A 17,814-nucleotide genomic window follows, 5' to 3' on the forward strand; every position below is an offset into this window, starting at 1 on the left:
GCCCCACGGTGCGCGCCCGCGGCGCCGCACCGCACCTCTCCGGCGCGCCGATGCTCGGGAGCCGCGTGCGACCGTTCCCGGGGCCGGCGGTGCCCGAGGACGCCCCGGAGGTGCCTGCGGTCGTACGTGGACACGTCGGGGGGCGGGGAGGTGGGTCCGTCGTCCGGTGGTCCTTGCGCCCGTCGGGCGGTCAGAGGATGCCCGCCCTGCCCGCGGCCGTGATCCATGACGGGAACTCGGACAGCAGACGGTCGTACAGCTCGGGGTCGGGCACCGTGCTGATGTCGTCGACGGCGAAGAAGCCGACGTTGTCGACGCGTCGGCCGGGCAGCGTGTCGAACCGCTCCAGGACGCCGTAGTCGGCCCGACCGAGCCCCACGAACTGCCAGAAGATCGGCTCCTCCACCGCCTCGCGGAGCTCCCGTTCGATGTCCCCGTTGCGGTAGACGCCACCGTCGGAGAAGAACAGCACCAGGGTGGGTGCCGCCGCGGGGTGGGACCGCACGAAGGACCGCACCTCGGCGATGACCTTCTGCTCCTCGTTCTGGATGCCGACCTCGCGCATGTCGACCTGGCTCGGGTCCAGTCCCTTCTTGCGGCCGCGCCGGAAGAGGCTCATCTCCCCCACCCGCACGTGGAGCCGCAGCCAGTCGGGCAGTTCACCGAGGGTCAGGTCGGGCAGCCGGGCCGGACGGGAGGCGAACGTCCACGCCTGCATCTCTCCGTCGTCGTCCAGTTGTGCCGCCACCGCCGCCATGCGCTCCACGACGTCGGCCACGATGCCCTTGGAGTACAGGAAGGACATCGACCCGGAGGCGTCCAGGACGAGCACCACACGGGCGGTGATCCCGGCCGCCCCGTGCTTGCGCAGGCTGACCGCCACCTGCTCCTTGCGCAGCGACAGCCGCTTGCGCATGTCCACCGGCAGCCGTTCCTCCCCCTTGGTGAGCCGGGGAGCCACCGGGCCGGGCGACGGTGCGGACGCGGTGACCGGTTCGGGCGGGGATGCGGGTGCGGGCGGGGGCGCGGGGTGGGGCGGGGGCACCGCGGTCGGCGGCACCGGCGCCGAGGGGTACGGCGCCTGCGCGGCCGGGGCCGGGGGAGCGGCGGGCGGGACCTGCGGCGGCGCCGCGGTGGCGGGCGCGGCCGGGGCGTCGTCGTCCACCGAGATGCCGAAGTCGGTGGCGAGTCCGGCCAGTCCGGAGGCGTAGCCCTGCCCCACGGCCCGGAACTTCCAGGCCCCCTGCCGCCGGTACAGCTCACCGCCGATGAAGGCCGTTTCCGTCCCGGCCGCCATGTCGAAGCGGGCCAGTTCGGCTCCGGTCCCGGCGTCCAGCAGCCGCAGCACGAGTCCCGGTACCTGGCCGAAGGTGCCCCCGTCCGCCGACGCGCACAGCACGATGCGCTCGACGGCGGGTTCCAGCGAGCGGAGGTCGACCTCCAGGGTGTCGGTCGTGCCCCCGGCGGCGGGATGCTTCCCGCGGTGCGTCACGGCGTTGGACGAGTGGCGCGGCTGGTTGTAGAAGACGAAGTCGCCGTCGTCCCGCACCCGGCCGGCCTCGGTGAGGAGCAGGGCCGAGGCGTCGACATCGGGCACCCCGGGACCGGTCCCCCAGGCCAGTTCGACGCGCACCACGGGGGCATCGACCGGGAGGTTGGAACCCTTGCTCATCGGTGTCGCAGTCATGCGGCCAGTCTGCCTCCCCGCGTGTCCGAAACCCACCGTGCCGGGTACGGGGAGCACCCGGTCGTACCCACCGGCCGGCCCGGGCGCAGCGGATCCTCCGCCCGTGGGGCGGCGCCACCTCCGGACGTACGGACTCGCGTCCTCGGACCGGGCGCCGGGACCCGATGAGCACCTGCGCACCTCGCCCGGGGCGAAGGCACCCATGCGTCGCCCGGCGGTCCTCACCGCGAAGTGGTCGTCCCGGCAGCACCTCCCGCGCACACCCCTGGTAACTTCCCGCTCACGCACACGGCACCGCTCTCTCATCCACATCCGTCCGGGGGGACCCACTCATGCGACCGCGCACGAGAGGACCGGGAAGAGCCGCCGCGGCGGCGGTCATCGGTCTGTGCCTCACCTCGGGGTGCGCCCCGGCACAGGAGACGCAAGCCGCGCCCGAGGCATCGTCCTCGGCGTCTGCGGCCCGGCCCCCCGTGCAGCCCTTGACAACCGCCCGGCTCAAGGCGCTCGCCTTCCAACCCGGTGAAGTGCCCGAGGTCCACGAGCCCTTGACGGTGCAGGAACCCGAGCCCGAGGACAGCGGACGTTCGTTTCCTCCCCCGTCCGATCCTGCCTGCCGACCGCTGCCCGACGTCCGGAACGGCAAGGGGTCGGCCGCCCACGTCTTCCAGCACTTCAACTGGAAGAAGAACCTCATGGGCGGCAGCTCCACACTGGCTTCCTACGCGGAGGGCGAGGCCGCACGTATCTTCGCCGAACTCGAGCGGGCACTCGCCACCTGCCGTTCGTACGAGGGAGAAGGCTGGGTCGGGCCGTACACGGTGCGGGTGAGGACGGAGACCGCCCCGCGGGTCGGTGACGAAGCCGTGGCCTACCGGGAGACAGACCCCTCCGGGCCGGAAGGCGACCGCCACAACCAGCAGTACGTCGTGGTCCGCACGGGGAACACCATCGCCACGTTCAGCGAGCTCAGCACAGGCGAGGACCTCTCGTTCCCCACCGAGCTGATCAGCCGCCAGGTCGAACGCCTGCGGAACGCCCAGCGACCTTGACCACGGCTCGCCGACAGGGGCACCCCCGGTCGGCGGCCACTGCCTGCCCGTCGGTCCGGTCCGAGTTCCGAGGGCGGCCCCGGTCACCCCGCACGTCCCCCGCTGTCCACGGCCCACTCACCGCCGTGACTGGCGAGAAGAGCGGCGCACGGCGCCGACTGCCCCGCAGAACAGCCGGCGCCGTGCCGTGCACGCGCGTCAGTCAGCGATCGGCAGGTACACCCGGTTACCGCTCGCCGCGAACTCCTTCGACTTCTGCAGCATGCCCTCGGCGACCTCTTCGGCGGAGGCACCGTCGGCCGCCGTGCCTCCGAACCGCTCGGTGATGTCGTGGCTGATCTTCATCGAGCAGAACTTCGGCCCGCACATCGAGCAGAAGTGAGCCGTCTTGGCCGGCTCCGCCGGGAGGGTCTCGTCGTGGAACTCCCGCGCCGTGTCCGGGTCGAGGGCCAGGTTGAACTGGTCCTCCCACCGGAACTCGAAGCGGGCGTCGGACAGGGCGTCGTCCCACTCCTGCGCTCCCGGGTGTCCCTTGGCCAGGTCAGCGGCATGCGCGGCGATCTTGTACGTGATCACGCCGGTCTTGACGTCGTCGCGGTTGGGCAGACCCAGGTGTTCCTTCGGGGTGACGTAGCAGAGCATCGCCGTGCCCCACCAGGCGATCATGGCGGCGCCGATGCCGGAGGTGATGTGGTCGTAGGCCGGCGCGACGTCCGTCGTCAGCGGGCCGAGCGTATAGAACGGAGCTTCATCGCAGATCTCCTGTTGAAGGTCGATGTTCTCCTTGATCTTGTGCATCGGGACGTGGCCCGGGCCCTCGATCATGGTCTGTACGTCGAAACGCTTGGCGATCCGGTTGAGTTCCCCGAGCGTGCGCAACTCCGCGAACTGGGCCTCGTCGTTGGCGTCGGCGATCGAGCCGGGCCGGAGGCCGTCCCCCAGCGAGTACGTGACGTCGTAGGCCGCGAGGATCTCGCAGAGCTCCTCGAAGTTCTCGTAGAGGAACGACTCCTTGTGGTGCGCCAGGCACCACGCGGCCATGATCGAACCGCCCCGCGAGACGATGCCGGTCTTGCGGCGGGCGGTGAGCGGCACATACGCCAGGCGCACGCCCGCGTGGACCGTCATGTAGTCCACGCCCTGTTCGGCCTGCTCGATGACCGTGTCCTTGTAGATGTCCCAGGTCAGCTCCTCGGCCCGGCCGTCCACCTTCTCCAGGGCCTGGTAGAGCGGGACGGTCCCGATCGGCACGGGTGAGTTGCGCAGCACCCACTCCCGCGTGGTGTGGATGTTGCGGCCGGTGGACAGGTCCATCACCGTGTCCGCGCCCCAGCGCGTCGCCCAGGTCATCTTCTCCACCTCCTCCTCGATGGAGGAGGTGACTGCCGAGTTGCCGATGTTGGCGTTCACCTTGACCAGGAACCGCTTGCCGATGATCATCGGCTCGGTCTCCGGGTGGTTGACGTTGGCCGGCAGCACGGCGCGCCCCGCCGCGATCTCCTCGCGCACCACCTCGGGGGTGACGTTCTCCCTGATGGCGACGTACTCCATCTCCGGTGTGATCTCGCCGCGTCGCGCGTAGGCGAGCTGCGTGACCGGCCGACCCGGGCGTCCCCTGCGTGGCTGACGCGGCCTGCCGGGGAAGACCGCGTCGAGGTTGCGCAGGCCGCCCCGGGGTGAGGTGTGCCTGATTCCGTCGTCCTCGGGGCGCACCGGCCGTCCCGCGTACTCCTCGGTGTCGCCCCGGGCGACGATCCAGTGCTCCCGCAGAGGCGCCAGCCCCCTGCGCACGTCCGTGTCGACGTGCGGATCGGTGTACGGGCCCGAGGTGTCGTACAGGGTGACCGACTGCCCGTTGGTGAGATGCACCTGTCGGACCGGCACCCGCAGATCCGGGCGGGTGCCTTCGACGTACGCCTTGTGCCAGCCGATGGACGGTGGGGTCTCCCCGTTCTCGCTCACCGACGCATCCGTCGGGTTCTGCGTGGAGACAGGCGTGCGTGCGTCCTTGTTGGTCATGAGACCTACTCCCTACGCCGGCATTACCCGGTAACAGGTTCGGCGGTCGACGCAGCGGCTTCCGTCGGTCGGCGTTTCGTGTGCAACATCACTCGGACTCGGTGATGTTTCATGTGAAACGTCGCTGGAACGGAGGTCAGCGCCCTCTCAGCCCGGTGCTCCGAGCTCCCGCGTGTACAAAGTTGCCCCCACGCTAGCCTCCGTTCTGGCGCGGTGACCAGAGGGCCCTCCCCGTTCTTGCGATGATCGGGCGGTGACCTCGACGCACCATCCTCCGTACCCCCCGCCCGAACCACCCCACGGATCCGGCGCCGGAAACGGCGGTGTCCCCGGCCAAGGACCCGGAACCGGCACCGAGCCGGGCCACGGGCATGCGGGGCCGGGCGGTGGCCACGCCCACAGCCACAGCCACGGTCCGGCGGCTCCCGTCTCGCGACACCTGCGCAAGGTCATCGCGGCGATCCTGATCCCGTTCGCCGTGGCCGTGCTGGCCGGCCTGGTGGTGCTGTGGCCGGGCGGTACCCCCGGGCACGAACGCACCGGTGTCGGCTTCGACCGGCAGACCCAGCAGGCGACGGTCACCGACGTGGTCGAGGTGAGCTGCAGGTCGGTCAACGCCTCCGGGGGCGTGCCGACCGGCGACACGTCCACGGCGGAGGGCTCGTCGGCCCAGCAACAGGCGGACGGCACCTGCAAGAAGGCCACGATCCGCGTGGACTCCGGCAAGGACAAGGGCCGTACGTTCACCGAGATCGTGCAGCCCGACCAGTCCCGCCAGCTGAGCCGCGATCAGGAAGTCGTCGTCGCCTACGAGCCGTCCGCGCCGAAGGACCTGCAGTATTCGGTCACCGACGTGAACCGGCGCTTCCCCCTGGCGCTGCTGGCCGGCGTCTTCGCGCTCGCGGTCGTGGCCGTGGGACGGCTGCGCGGGGTCATGGCGCTGGTCGCCCTGGCCATGAGCTTCGTGGTGCTCAACTTCTTCATCCTGCCCGCGATCCTGCAGGGGTCGAACCCCCTGGCGGTCGCCGTGGTCGGGGCGAGCGCCATCATGCTGATCGCGCTGTACCTCTGTCACGGACTGTCCGCCCGCACGTCGGTCGCCGTCCTGGGCACCCTGATCTCCCTGCTGCTGATCGGCATCCTCGGCTCGGTGTTCATCGGCTGGGCGGCGCTGACCGGGAACACGGACGACAACACCGGTCTGATCCACGGGCTGTATCCGGGGATCGACATGAGCGGTCTGCTGCTGGCCGGAGTGATCATCGGCTCGCTGGGTGTGCTGGACGACGTCACCGTCACGCAGACGTCCGCGGTGTGGGAACTGCACGAGGCCAATCCGCTGATGAGCCGGCGTGCGCTGTACCGCGCGGGGATCAGGATCGGCCGTGACCACATCGCCTCGGTGGTCAACACGCTCGTTCTCGCCTACGCGGGTGCCGCCCTGCCGCTGCTGCTGCTGTTCTCCATCGCGCAGAGCGGCGTCGGAACGGTGGCCAACAGCGAACTGGTGGCGGAGGAGATCGTGCGGACCCTCATCGGGTCGATCGGACTGGTCGCCTCCGTGCCGGTGACCACGGCGCTGGCCGCCCTGGTCGTCTCGGCGGACCGTCCGACGGACGGCAGTCGGCCGAAGGCAGCCGCGAAGGCCGGGGGCGGCGGGACGGTCCCGCAAGCCCGGCCGGCCTCCCCGCGCGGAGGGCGGGGGAGGCGGCGCAAGCGCTGAGCCTCGGCGGCCCCGGCCGGACGGCCCGGTCTTCCGTCGCGGAACGCCCCGCGTCGAGGTGTTGCGCCGGCCGACGGGCCTCCCCCAGGGCCGGCGAACCCCGGCGCCCCACCGGCTGCCCGGCACTGCGGCACCCGTGGTGCCCCGCTGTGACCCTCGCGTTCCACCGCGGGGGAAGCGGTCGTCCACCGCGGTGACGCGGGCTGACCGCCGGAGGTGGCCACCAGGAGGTGGCCGCCGGAAGCTGACGGAGCGTTTCTGCGCATCGTGGGTGGAACGCTCAGGAGCGTTCCACCCACCCGGGCGGCCCGCGCGGGCGTCAGCCGGCGCTCTGTTCCGCCAGGATCCGGTCCAGTGCGTCGTCCAGGTGGGCGTCGAAGTCCGCGAGCGCGCCTTCCTGGCCCAGCGGGACCAGCTTGTCCGTGCGGTCGAGGAACGCCACCAGCGGAGCCGTCGAGGAGCGGAACAGCGCCTGGTCGCTGCCGACCTGGAGCCGGATCATCACCTCGCCCAGGGCGTCCGGTTCCACGGGAGAGACCCGTACGTCGCCCTCACCGCACGGGCGCCCCACACCGTCGACCAGGAGCTCCCGCCCGAACGCCCAGGTCACCGGCGCATCACCCGGAAGATGGAACGTCAGCCGCACGGCATAGGGATCACAGGTGTCGTAGCGGAGTTCCACCGGGATGCGGAAGGACAGCTCCTCCGACACGAGAAAGCTCATCATGACCTCTGCCTGCACGGATTCGCGCATCGCCTACCCCGTCATTTGCCGTCGACTGGCCGGGAATGGACCACCTGACACCTGATGGAATCTTGCTGAAAGTACACAGCAGATCACAAGGAGTAAGTTTTCAGATACTGATAGAGAGTGCGAGCGACCCGACGAGACGCGCCCCCTCTGTCTGCAGACGCTGCGCCGCGGGGACCAGGCGGTCGGCCTGGTGTGCGGGCAGCGAAATGGCGATCGCCGCGGCCGTACTGCCGACCGTGACCGGGATCGCCGCACAGACCGTCCCCACGGCGTACTCCTGGCGCTCCGTCACCACATCCGTCCGGCGGGAACGTTCGAGGCGCCGGAGCAGACTGTGCCCGTCGCGCACCGTGTACGGCGTGACGGGCCGGACCGGGTGGCGGGCGAGGTGGTCACGGCGGTCCTCCTCGCCCAGTTGGGAGAGCAGGCACTGCCCGATGGCGTGGGCGTGACCGGTCTCACGGAACGCGGCCCACTCCTCGACGGCGGGGTTGCCGGGGGTGTCCGAGACGCACAGGACGTCGATCTCGCCCTCGCGGTACACCGCGTAGTACACGGGCGTGCCGAGAGCGTCCCTCCAGTGGGCGAGGGTCTCGAGGAACGTGGTGCGACGTTTCTGCCGCGCTCCGCTGCTGCTCAGCCGCTCGGCGGCCTCTCCGAGGAAGAACAGTCCCTTGTCCCGGCGCAGATAACCCTCGTGGACCAGGGTCCGCAGCAGGTGGTACGTCGTGGGAAGGGCGAGACCGGTCTCCCGGGCCAGCTGCTTGGCCGGAGCCCCGTACATGTGTCCCGCCACGCACTCCAGCAGCCGCAGCGCACGCTGTACCGAGCCGATGAGTGTCGCGGTCGGCAGGGCCGCGGCGGACTCCGGTGCGCCGGGCTGCGAGGGGACGGAGGCCACGTGGGCAGGGGCGGTGTCGGCCGGGGCCAAGGATCACTCCCGAGGGCGAGGGGCGGCCCGTGCGGGGAACACGGGTGGGCGTGCGGGCCGCTCGCGGGGATGCGCCGTCCCCACGCCGCGTGTCGGACTCTAACCGTCCGTCACCGTCCATGGGCCGGTCCACCGGCGAAGTTCCCTCGGCCGAGGGAACCGGTGACGTGCCGTGCTGCCGCCCCGGTTCCCGGCGGGCTCACCAGTCGCTGCGCGAGGTGGAGCCGGCCATGAACTTCCGTACGACGTAGATGAGTCCGCCGACCAGGGCGACGAACACCAGCAGCTTGAAGAGGAGGCTGATCACGAAGCCGACCACACTCGCTATCAGGCCGCCGAACACGACCAGGGCGATGACCGGCACCGCGATCCACTTCACCCACCACGGCAGTCCCGTGAAGATCTCTCGCATGGCCCTCGTCCTTACCTCTCCGCCCGCCGGATACGGGTCGTGTCGATGATGTCCTGCACTCGATGCTAGGACGGCCGGAGGTTCCGCGGGGGTCGCGGACCCCTTGTCCTCCCCTGAGCGAACCCCTAGGGAACCCCGAGACCCCGGCTCAGCTCTCGGGCGGAGAGAAGACGACCAGAACCCGCAGGTCCTCGCTGATGTGATGGAACTTGTGCGGGACGCCCGCCGGTACGTACACGACGCTGCCGCGCGCCACCTGCGTGGTCTCCGTGCCCACGGTGATCGACGCACGGCCGCTGACGACGAAGTACACCTCGTCCTGCCGGTGCGGCTGCTGCGGGTCCTGGACCCCTGCATCGAGCGCGTACAGGCCGACCGACATGTTCCGTTCCCGCAGGAACTGCAGGTACGCACCGTCGTTGGCGGCCCGCTCGGCCTCCAGTTCGTCCAGTCGGAATGCCTTCATGGCGATGCCCGCCCCCACCTCACTGCCCAGGTCCGATCGTGTCTGCCACGATCAGACACATGATGAATTTCCTAGTCAAGACGATCGCCAACGCGGGCGCCCTCGCCGTCGCGGTGTGGCTGGTCGACAACATCACCCTCACCGGGGACAGCACGGGCAAGAAGGCCGGCACCCTGATCCTCGTCGCGTTGATCTTCGGCGTGGTGAACGTCCTGGTCAAGCCGGTCGTGCAGCTCCTCAGCCTGCCCCTGCTCATCCTGACGCTCGGGCTGTTCACCCTGGTGGTGAACGCGCTGATGCTGCTGCTGACCTCCTGGCTCGCCGAGGTGGTCGACCTGAGCTTCCACGTGGAGGGCTTCTGGACCGCGGTGCTCGGCGGACTGATCATCTCGGTCGTCTCGTGGGCGCTCAACCTCGTCCTGCCCGACGGGGACTGAACACATGAGCTACCGCGTCTGCTTCGTCTGCACCGGCAACATCTGCCGCTCGCCGATGGCCGAGTCCGTCTTCCGCGCCCGCGTGGCGGAGGCCGGGCTCGAGGGCCTGATCGAGGTCGACAGCGCCGGCACGGGCGGCTGGCACGAGGGGGACGGCGCCGACTCCCGGGCGGTGTCCGTCCTCCGTGAGAACGGCTACGACTGCGACCACACGGCCCGGCAGTTCGATCCGTCGTGGTTCCCCCGCCTCGACCTCGTCGTCGCGCTCGACACCGGCCACCTGCGGGCCCTGCGCCGGCTCGCCCCCACCGAGCAGGACGCGGCCAAGGTGCGTCTGCTGCGGTCGTACGATCCCGGCGCGGCCGACGACCCCGATGTGCCGGACCCCTACTACGGCGAGCGGGACGGGTTCGAGACATGTCTGGCCATGGTGGAGGCGGCGAGCGACGGACTGCTCGCCGCGGTGCGCGCACAGGTGGAAGGACGGGCGGCATGAGCGGTCCCACGACGAACGGTCACCCCGCTGCTCCCGGCCCCGGGGACGGCACGCGCGCGGTGCGGGCCGGGCTCCCCGAGCCGGTCAAGCACGAGCCGACCCTGCCCGGGCCGGTGTTCGCGGCCCATTTCCACCTTTCCGGAGACCCCACCGGCCCATACACCTACGGCCGGGACGAGAACCCGACCTGGACCTTGCTGGAACGGGCCATCGGCGAGCTGGAGGCACCCGGCCAGGACGGCGTCGAGACATTGGTGTTCGCCTCCGGCATGGCGGCGATCTCCGCGGTGCTCTTCTCCCAGCTCGGCTCCGGGGACGTGGCGGTCCTGCCGGACGACGGCTACCAGGCGCTGCCGCTGGCACGCGCCCAGCTGGAGGCATTCGGCATCGAGGTGCGCACCGCGCCGACGGGCGGTGACGCCCAGCTCGACGTGCTCGACGGAGCGAACCTGCTGTGGATCGAGACACCGTCCAATCCCGGTCTGGACGTGTGCGACATCCGCCGGCTCGTCGCCGAGGCCCATGCCCGCGGCGCCCGGGTCGCCGTCGACAACACACTGGCGACCCCGCTCGGGCAGCGCCCCCTGGAACTCGGCGCCGACTTCACGGTGGCGAGCGGAACCAAGCAGCTCACCGGGCACGGTGACCTCCTCCTCGGCTACGTCGCCGGGCGGGACGGCCGGGCCATGGCGGCCGTGCGGCGCTGGCGGAAGATCACCGGCGCGATCCCGGGCCCCATGGAGGCATGGCTGGCACACCGTTCGCTCGCCACGCTGCAGCTGCGCGTGGAACGGCAGAACGCGACCGCGCTCGTTCTCGCCGGTGCGCTGCGGCAGCGTCCCGAGGTGACGGGGCTGCGCTACCCCGGACTCGCCGGCGACCCGTCGTACCCGGTCGCCTCGCGGCAGATGCGCGGGTACGGGTGCGTGGTGTCCTTCACGCTGCCGACGCGCGCCCACGCGGAACGCTTCCTCGACGCGCTGCGTCTCGTGGACGACGCGACCAGCTTCGGCGGTGTCCGCTCCACGGCCGAGCGACGGGGGCGGTGGGGCGGGGACGCCGTGCCGGAGGGTTTCATCCGCCTCTCGGTCGGTGCCGAGGACGCCGAGGACCTGGTGGCGGACGTCCTGCACGCCCTGGACGTGTCGGCCGACTGACCCACGGGCCGGGCCGGCGCCCCCGTCGGCCCGGCGACAGGACGGTCCGGCGACAGGACGGTCCGAGCCTCCCCCCTCGTGGCTCGGACCGTCCTCGGTTCTGCGCGCGAAGAACCGCGTGACCAAGGCTAGTTGACTCACTGTCAGTGTCCAATCACACAAACGACAGCGACCTATCGACTTATTTATAGTGGGACGCCGCCGGGGGCGTCAGCCGGTGCCGACGAGGGGGAGTGCCTGCCGTGGATCTGGCCTTGCTGCGGACGTTCGTCACCGTGCACCGGGCCGGTTCCTTCACCCGCGCCGCCGCGTTGCTCGGCCTCTCCCAGCCCGCCGTCACCTCGCAGATCCGGACGCTGGAGCGTCAGATCGGGCGGCCCCTGTTCCTGCGACAGGCCCGCGGTGTGACACCGACCCCCGTCGGGGACGAACTCGCCCACAAGGCCGCACCGCACCTCGACGCCCTGGTGGAGATCGCCGGGACCGGCCTGGAGGAGTCCTCCGCGTCGCGCACCCTGCACCTGGCCGGACCCGCGGAATTCGTCGCCGAGCGGGTCCTTCCCGCCCTCACCGGTCTGACGACGGAGGACGGACGGAGCCTGGACCTGCGCGCCTCCTTCGGTACCGCGGAGGATGTCCTGGACGGGCTGGCCGCCGGGCATCACGATCTGGCCATCAGCACGGTGCGGCCCCGCGGAGCCCTGCTGTCCGCGACCGCCCTCTGCGACGAGGAGCACGTCCTGGTCGCCGCACCGCGCTGGGCCGAACGCGTCGGCGACGGCGTACCGCTCCACACCGGAACCTCCGTCCTGGAGCGGGTGCCGGTGATCGAGGTGCACGAGTCGCTGCCGTTCGTCGCCCGCTATTGGGCCTCCGTCTTCGACTCCCGCCCGCCCTCGCCGGGCTCCGTCGTCGTCCCCGATCTGCGCGCGGTGCTGGCCTGCACCGTCGCCGGTGCCGGGCTGGCGGTGCTCCCCCGCTATCTGTGCGCCTCGGCTCTGGAGAAGGGCGCGGTGCGGGTCCTGTACGAGCCGGCGGTCCCGCCCCTGCGCACCTACTTCCTGGTGGTGCGCACGGGCACTCTGGCGCTGCCGTACGTGGCGCGAGCGCACGACTGGTTGCAGCGGACGGCAACCGACTGGTGCTGACCGACCCGGACAGGGCGCCGGTTCCGCCGCACCGGCCCGGCGGCGACGTGGTCGGCGCAGAGGGCCGCAGCGCCGACGCAGATGCCGCGCGGGCTGGGCGAGCGCCAGCTCGCGTCCCGCGACGGGGTGAGCCGGGTGGCGTGCCGGGTGGAGAGCACCGCGGCGCCCGACGGAGCGCCGAGGGCCACCGTCGATGTTTCACGTGGAACCAACCGGGCCACATTTCCACCATGACCGTCCGCCCCGTGGTCAAGCGCACCGCCCGTGCGGTTCTGCTGGACGACGACCATCTGATCCTGATCAAGCGCACGAAGCCCGGCGTCGATCCCTACTGGGTGACGCCCGGAGGCGGGGTCGAGCCGGGAGATTCGACCGTGGTCGACGCCCTGCACCGGGAGGTCCACGAAGAACTCGGAGCGAAGATCTCGGACGTCGTGCCGTGCTTCGTGGACACTGTGGAACACATCGGGGAGGACGGCGGCGCCACCGGCGTGAAGGTGCAGCACTTCTTCGTGTGCCGTCTCGAGTCCATGGACCCCTCCCTGCGACACGGCCCGGAGGTCGAGGAACCCGCCGGCGAGTACGAGATCGTCCGTGTGCCGTTCACCCGGGTCGGAATCGCCTCCGTCCACCTCGTGCCGCTCTCCCTCCGCCACTTCCTGGACGGCAACATCGAAGGGGTACGCGCCCTGCACGCATCCGACCTCGGCTGACCTGGGGTCAAGCGGCGCGCACGAGCTCGTAGGCGTCCCAGAGGTCCCGCCCGGTGTAACAGTGGGTCGCCAGCCCGTCCACGTGGTGGTCCGCGTTCACCGCGACGGAGACAGGAACCGCACCGAACAGGTCGAGGTCCGAGCGCGAATCGCCATAGGCCACGCAGTGTGCCCGCGTCACACCGAACTCGGCGCACAGCCGGTCGGCGATCCTGACCTTGGCCGCCGCACTGAGAACACCCGTCGGATCGACCGGCTCGGTGAACGGCACGGCCGGGAAGACGGAGCCGTGCGCGGCATGGGCTCCCCAGTCGCGGAGCCGCTCCACGAAGAAGGACGGCGACAGCGAGATCACCGCGCAGTACTCGCCGCGCCGCGTGATCTCTGCCCAGACCTCACGGATGCGAGTCAGCCAGGCTGCCGCGTCGAAAGCCGCTGTCACATGCGCCTCGGTGAGGCCCGCCCAGAGCGCGTGCACCTGAGTCGCGTACTCCGGGGGGCCGATCAGGCCCGTCGAGATCGCCCGGTCCAGCGCCACTGTCTCGGCCTCCAGACCGAGCTGGCGGGAGATCTCCACCGGAGCCGTGGTGCCGTGCAGCAACGTGCCGTCCAGATCGAACAGATGCAATCGAGTCATGGGGCATGAGGCTAGGGGGTGTTTCGAGAGTCCTCTGCGGTGCCCGCGGTGTCCGGTGCGTGCTCTCGACCCGCAGGACGGAAGCCCTCGTACTGGACGCAGAGTGGGCTTTCGGCCGGTGCAGCGAGAACGCGTGCTGGACGTCGCAACGGAGCAGGCATTGCCTGCCGCGGCACTGAGTCCTGTCGAGGACGTTTCACGTGAAACGTCCTCGACCGCGAACGAGAGGGGAACTCAGCCCTGCCTGCCCGAACGCCTGCCGGTCCCGCTTAACGAGTGGACGGCCGCGGCCGGGATCGGCCAGGGTGACCTCCGTGCCGACTCCTTCCCCACTGCCGATCCGCCGTCTGACGTTCCGTGATCTCACCGCATGCGCCGACCTGTCCGAGAACCGTGGCTGGCCGCGGGAGGAGCACAAGTGGGGACTCCTGCTCTCCGCCGGACAGGGATACGGCATCGACGACCCGGACGGCGGACTGATCTCCGCCTGCGTCGTCACCGCGTACGGCCACGGGCCCCGCCCCGAGCTGGGGGCCATCGGCATGGTCCTGGTCGCCGAGCGGTACGCCCGGCAGGGGATCGGACGCCGTTTGATGCGCCATGTCCTCTCCCTCATGGACACCACTCCGCTGACCCTGCACGCGACACCCCACGGCCGTCCGTTGTACGAGGAACTCGGCTTCAAGCTGGTCGGCAGGGCCGAGATGCTGCGCGGACGGTTCCGTCCGGACGGGGGCGAACCGGGGGCGGGGGTCGCCACCCGGCCGGCGACGGCCGACGATCTGCCCGCCCTTCTGCGACTGGACGAGGAGGTGTTCGGCGCGGACCGCACACCCCTGCTCACCCGCCTCCCCGCGTTCGCCGACCAGGTGCGCGTCGCCGAGGACGACGGACGGTTCACGGGGTACGCGGCTGCATGGCCCAACATGGACACACACGTCGTGGGTCCGCTGATCGCCCGGGACACACCGACCGCGCAGGCGCTCGTCAGCTCCCTGGCCGAGGGCACCGACCGCCCGCTGCGCACGGACATCGACGTGCGTCACGGGGCGCTCCTCGACTGGGCCAAAAAGCACGGTCTGGCTTCGGTCGCCTTCAACGCCGTGATGACGTACGGCGTCACGGACCTGCCCGGAGACTGGCGCCGCAGATTCGCGCCGTTGACGGTCGCTGCGGGCTGACCCCGGCCGATCAGCTGGACGGGCCTGCGGGCCTGACATGGCAGCCGTACCCGCAGGAGGGTCGGGCTCGCGGCCTCGCCGTCACGCGAGCACGGCCGCCGCGGTCGTAGCGAAGGCGTGGTCCTGCTCCGGCGCACCTCCCCCGACACCGATCGCACCGATCAGGCGCCCGTCGCGGTGGACGGGGACGCCCCCGGCGATGAAGAGAAGAGGGCGGTCGAGCGCGGTGGGCAGGGTGTGGAACGGGGCGCCGGGCTGCACGGCGGGGACCAGGTCGGCGGTGGGGGCGTTCAGTTGCAGGGCCGTGTAGGCCTTCCGGGTGCTGGTCTCGCCCGAGATCAGCACGGCGCGGTCGTCCCTGCGGAAGGCGAGCAGATGTCCTCCGGCGTCCAGCACGGTGATACTCACCGGGACACCCGAGGTGGCGGCGGCACGGTGTGCGGCGGCGACCAGGGCTTCGGCGTCCGACGTGGTCAGCGGGGTCACGGCAGTGGTGGTGCTCATGCGGGGTACTCCTGAAGCAGAGGAAATGGGTGGGGTGGGGTCGTGCGTGACCGGGTGCTCCTGCCGGTCGGGACGGCTCGTTCTTCGCGGCCGTCCGTTCGTGGGCGTCAGTGCCGCGCGGTGACCGGCTGCTCGGCGGGCACGTCCGGACCGGCGGCTGCCGGGACGTCCGTGTCACGGCGTTCCAGGGCGGCCGAGATGACGGCCAGGAGGAGGGCGCCGGCGGCGAGGAGGGCTCCGACCCAGTTGGGGGCGGTGTAGCCGAGACCGGCCGCGATCACCGCGCCACCGAGCCAGGCCGCGAGCGCGTTGCCGAGGTTGAAGGCACCGATGTTCACGGCCGAAGCCAGCGTGGGGGCGCCCTTGGCCTGGTCGAGCACCCGCTTCTGCAGCGGCGGCACCGTCGCGAAGCCGAGGGCACCGATCAAGGTGATCGTCACGGCGGACGCGATCTTGTGGTGGGCGGTCACGGTGAACAGGGCCAGCACGATGGCCAGCGCCCCCAGGGACACGTAGAGCATGGGCATCAGGGCACGGTCGGCGAACCGGCCGCCGAGGAGGTTGCCGCCCACCATGCCGAGGCCGAAAAGAACCAGGAGCCAGGTGACGGAGCCGGTGGCGAAGCCCGCGACGTGGGTCATCATCGGCGCGATGTAGGTGATGGCCGCGAAGACACCGCCGAAGCCCAGCACGGTCATCGCCATGGCCAGCAGGACCTGGACGTTCTTGAAGGCGGCCAGTTCGTGGCGCAACCGGACGCCTTCGGGCCTGCTCACCTCGGGAACCAGTACGGCGATACCCGCCAGACCGATGAGGCCCAGGGCCGCGACGATGCCGAACGTCACCCGCCAGCCGAGGGACTGACCGACGAGGGTGCCCAGCGGGACGCCGACCACGTTGGCAACGGTCAGTCCGGTGAACATCATGGCGATGGCGCCGGCCTTCCGGTCCGGGGCGACCAGATCCGCCGCGACCACGGAGCCGATGCCGAAGAAGGCACCGTGGGCCAAGGACGCGACGACCCGGCCGACCAGCATGAGGCCGAAGGCGGGGGCCAGGGCCGAGACGAGGTTCCCTACGACGAACAGGCCCATCAGGAGCATCAGCATCCGCTTGCGGGACACCCTGGTGCCGAGCACGGTCATCAGCGGGGCGCCGAGCACGACACCCAGCGCGTAGCCGGTCACGAGCAGACCGGCCGTGGGGATGGAGACCCCGAAGTCACCGGCGACCTCGGGCAGCAGGCCCATGATCACGAACTCCGTCGTCCCGATCCCGAAGGCTCCGATCGCCAGAGCGAGCAGGGCGAGAGGCATGGGGGACCTTCCAAATGATTGCAGCAGCGCTTTACGCCTCCGAACAATAATTGCAGACGCTGTCTACTTGCAAACGCGGGCTATTGCGTCAGTGCTCTACGCTGGGAGGAGCAGCTCCTGGACGGAGGACACCGCCTCATGACAGCCACGGACCCCAGCCTCACCGCCCTCGCCGAGGGCTGGTGGGCCCTCTCCCTGCTGCACGGGAGAATCGAGCCGCACGTCGAACGAGCCCTCCAGACGGACCACGGCCTCAGCGTGCGCGAGTACTCCCTGCTCAACGTGCTCAGCCGCCAGCACGACGGCGAGGGAGGTCATCTGCAGATGAAGCAGGTGGCCGACGCGGTCGTGCTCAGCCAGAGCGCCACCACCCGTCTGGTGACCCGGCTGGAGGACCGCGGCCTGCTCGAGCGCTATCTCTGCCCCACCGACCGACGCGGCATCTACACGAACGTCACCCGCGCCGGCCTGGCCCTCCTGGAAGAGGCACGTCCGACTCACGACCGGGCGCTTCGCCAGGCTCTCGACGAAGCGGCGGAGAACCCGGACCTGGCCCCCCTGGTCCGCGCGGTGGAGACACTCAAGGCACCGGTTCCGGCCTGACCGCCCTCTGGTTCGATCACGGGTTCGACCACCTCGGGCCGGATCACGCCACCTCCGCCCGCATAGGGTGCGGGCATGACAGATCTTGAGATACGCGCCGTGGTCGCCGACGACCTCCCCGCGATCGTCGGCATGCTCGCCGACGACCCGTTGGGCGCCCAGCGCGAATCGCCGGACGACCTCGGCCCGTACCTGACCGCACTGGAGCGGCTCCGTGCGGATCCGCATCAGCACCTGGTGGTGGCGGTGCGCGACGACCGGGTCGTCGGCACCCTCCAGCTCACCGTGATCCCAGGGCTCTCCCGACGCGGTGCCACCCGGTCCGTCATCGAGGGTGTCCGCGTGCATGCCGACGAGCGCGGCAGTGGACTGGGCACCCAGCTGATCGAGTGGGCGATCGACGAGTCCCGTCGGCAAGGGTGCCAACTGGTCCAGCTCACCTCGGACAACACACGCACCGACGCACACCGCTTCTACGAGCGTCTGGGCTTCACGGCCTCCCACGTCGGCTTCAAGCTGGCGTTGTAGCGGGACCCGACGGGGACGTTTCACGTGAAACACCCACGAGCCGCGAGTGA

Annotated in this window: 19 protein-coding genes and 1 riboswitch; of the genes, 10 read left to right on the forward strand and 9 right to left on the reverse strand. The window is 70.8% G+C overall.

From position 1 onward, the window contains the following. Positions 1-190: 190 nt before the first annotated feature. The gene (locus AB0F01_RS13590; RefSeq protein WP_362093902.1) at positions 191-1,687 is read right to left on the reverse strand and encodes a VWA domain-containing protein; all 1,497 of its coding nucleotides are present in this window, start codon (positions 1,685-1,687) and stop codon (positions 191-193) included. Between the two features lie 473 nt (positions 1,688-2,160). On the opposite strand from AB0F01_RS13590, the gene AB0F01_RS13595 reads away from it, so the two are divergent. Beyond that, positions 2,161-2,739, forward strand: a complete 579-nt coding sequence (locus AB0F01_RS13595; protein ID WP_362093905.1) for a hypothetical protein — start codon at positions 2,161-2,163, stop codon at positions 2,737-2,739. Between the two features lie 198 nt (positions 2,740-2,937). On the opposite strand, the gene thiC is transcribed toward AB0F01_RS13595, so the two are convergent. Beyond that, positions 2,938-4,758, reverse strand: coding sequence for a phosphomethylpyrimidine synthase ThiC (gene thiC, locus AB0F01_RS13600; protein ID WP_362093908.1), 1,821 nt, complete (start codon positions 4,756-4,758; stop codon positions 2,938-2,940). Continuing rightward, positions 4,751-4,940, reverse strand: a riboswitch (TPP riboswitch). Its footprint overlaps the gene before it by 8 nt. Positions 4,941-5,011: 71 nt before the next feature. Here thiC and AB0F01_RS13605 point away from each other — a divergent pair. Next, complete coding sequence (locus AB0F01_RS13605; protein ID WP_362093910.1) at positions 5,012-6,481, forward strand: YibE/F family protein; 1,470 nt, start codon at positions 5,012-5,014, stop codon at positions 6,479-6,481. Between the two features lie 319 nt (positions 6,482-6,800). Here AB0F01_RS13605 and AB0F01_RS13610 read toward each other — a convergent pair whose 3' ends face one another. From AB0F01_RS13610 to AB0F01_RS13625, 4 genes are all read right to left on the reverse strand, one after another. Further along, the gene (locus AB0F01_RS13610; protein WP_362093913.1) at positions 6,801-7,235 is read right to left on the reverse strand and encodes an SsgA family sporulation/cell division regulator; all 435 of its coding nucleotides are present in this window, start codon (positions 7,233-7,235) and stop codon (positions 6,801-6,803) included. Between the two features lie 100 nt (positions 7,236-7,335). After that, on the reverse strand, positions 7,336-8,088 hold the full coding sequence (locus AB0F01_RS13615) for a helix-turn-helix domain-containing protein (RefSeq protein ID WP_362094407.1): 753 nt from the start codon (positions 8,086-8,088) through the stop codon (positions 7,336-7,338). A gap of 277 nt (positions 8,089-8,365) precedes the next feature. Continuing rightward, positions 8,366-8,578: a DUF5326 family protein gene (locus tag AB0F01_RS13620; RefSeq protein ID WP_362093915.1), complete on the reverse strand. Its 213-nt coding sequence runs from the start codon at positions 8,576-8,578 to the stop codon at positions 8,366-8,368. Between the two features lie 148 nt (positions 8,579-8,726). Further along, on the reverse strand, positions 8,727-9,044 hold the full coding sequence (locus tag AB0F01_RS13625; RefSeq protein WP_362093918.1) for a cupin domain-containing protein: 318 nt from the start codon (positions 9,042-9,044) through the stop codon (positions 8,727-8,729). A gap of 59 nt (positions 9,045-9,103) precedes the next feature. Here AB0F01_RS13625 and AB0F01_RS13630 point away from each other — a divergent pair, with 59 nt between their 5' ends. The 5 genes from AB0F01_RS13630 (at position 9,104) to AB0F01_RS13650 (ending at position 12,995) form a co-directional block, all read left to right on the forward strand. Continuing rightward, positions 9,104-9,481, forward strand: coding sequence for a phage holin family protein (locus tag AB0F01_RS13630; protein WP_362093921.1), 378 nt, complete (start codon positions 9,104-9,106; stop codon positions 9,479-9,481). Between the two features lie 4 nt (positions 9,482-9,485). After that, complete coding sequence (locus AB0F01_RS13635) at positions 9,486-9,977, forward strand: low molecular weight protein-tyrosine-phosphatase (protein WP_362093923.1); 492 nt, start codon at positions 9,486-9,488, stop codon at positions 9,975-9,977. After that, the gene (locus AB0F01_RS13640; RefSeq protein ID WP_362093926.1) at positions 9,974-11,134 is read left to right on the forward strand and encodes a cystathionine gamma-lyase; all 1,161 of its coding nucleotides are present in this window, start codon (positions 9,974-9,976) and stop codon (positions 11,132-11,134) included. Before AB0F01_RS13635 ends, AB0F01_RS13640 begins: the two co-directional genes overlap by 4 nt. Positions 11,135-11,376: 242 nt before the next feature. After that, positions 11,377-12,282 (forward strand): LysR family transcriptional regulator, encoded by a 906-nt coding sequence (locus AB0F01_RS13645; protein ID WP_362093929.1) that lies wholly within the window; start codon positions 11,377-11,379, stop codon positions 12,280-12,282. Positions 12,283-12,512: 230 nt separating this feature from the next. Beyond that, complete coding sequence (locus AB0F01_RS13650) at positions 12,513-12,995, forward strand: NUDIX hydrolase (protein ID WP_362093932.1); 483 nt, start codon at positions 12,513-12,515, stop codon at positions 12,993-12,995. Between the two features lie 7 nt (positions 12,996-13,002). Here AB0F01_RS13650 and AB0F01_RS13655 read toward each other — a convergent pair whose 3' ends face one another. Next, the gene (locus tag AB0F01_RS13655) at positions 13,003-13,632 is read right to left on the reverse strand and encodes a haloacid dehalogenase-like hydrolase (protein WP_362093935.1); all 630 of its coding nucleotides are present in this window, start codon (positions 13,630-13,632) and stop codon (positions 13,003-13,005) included. 314 nt (positions 13,633-13,946) lie between these two features. Here AB0F01_RS13655 and AB0F01_RS13660 point away from each other — a divergent pair, with 314 nt between their 5' ends. After that, complete coding sequence (locus tag AB0F01_RS13660; RefSeq protein WP_362093937.1) at positions 13,947-14,813, forward strand: GNAT family N-acetyltransferase; 867 nt, start codon at positions 13,947-13,949, stop codon at positions 14,811-14,813. Between the two features lie 81 nt (positions 14,814-14,894). Here the strand turns inward: AB0F01_RS13660 and AB0F01_RS13665 are convergent, their stop codons facing one another. Beyond that, complete coding sequence (locus tag AB0F01_RS13665; protein WP_362093940.1) at positions 14,895-15,317, reverse strand: heme-binding protein; 423 nt, start codon at positions 15,315-15,317, stop codon at positions 14,895-14,897. Between the two features lie 107 nt (positions 15,318-15,424). Next, on the reverse strand, positions 15,425-16,633 hold the full coding sequence (locus tag AB0F01_RS13670; protein ID WP_362093942.1) for an MFS transporter: 1,209 nt from the start codon (positions 16,631-16,633) through the stop codon (positions 15,425-15,427). A 138-nt stretch (positions 16,634-16,771) separates the two neighbouring features. Between AB0F01_RS13670 and AB0F01_RS13675 the strand changes: the two genes are divergently transcribed. Further along, a complete protein-coding gene (locus tag AB0F01_RS13675; RefSeq protein ID WP_362093945.1) occupies positions 16,772-17,236 on the forward strand; it encodes a MarR family transcriptional regulator in 465 nt (154 codons plus the stop codon). 75 nt (positions 17,237-17,311) lie between these two features. Next, positions 17,312-17,764: a GNAT family N-acetyltransferase gene (locus AB0F01_RS13680; protein WP_362093948.1), complete on the forward strand. Its 453-nt coding sequence runs from the start codon at positions 17,312-17,314 to the stop codon at positions 17,762-17,764. The last annotated feature ends 50 nt before the right edge of the window (positions 17,765-17,814 follow it).

The organism is Streptomyces sp. NPDC029526, assembly GCF_040637405.1.
Classification (GTDB): Bacteria; Actinomycetota; Actinomycetes; order Streptomycetales; family Streptomycetaceae; genus Streptomyces.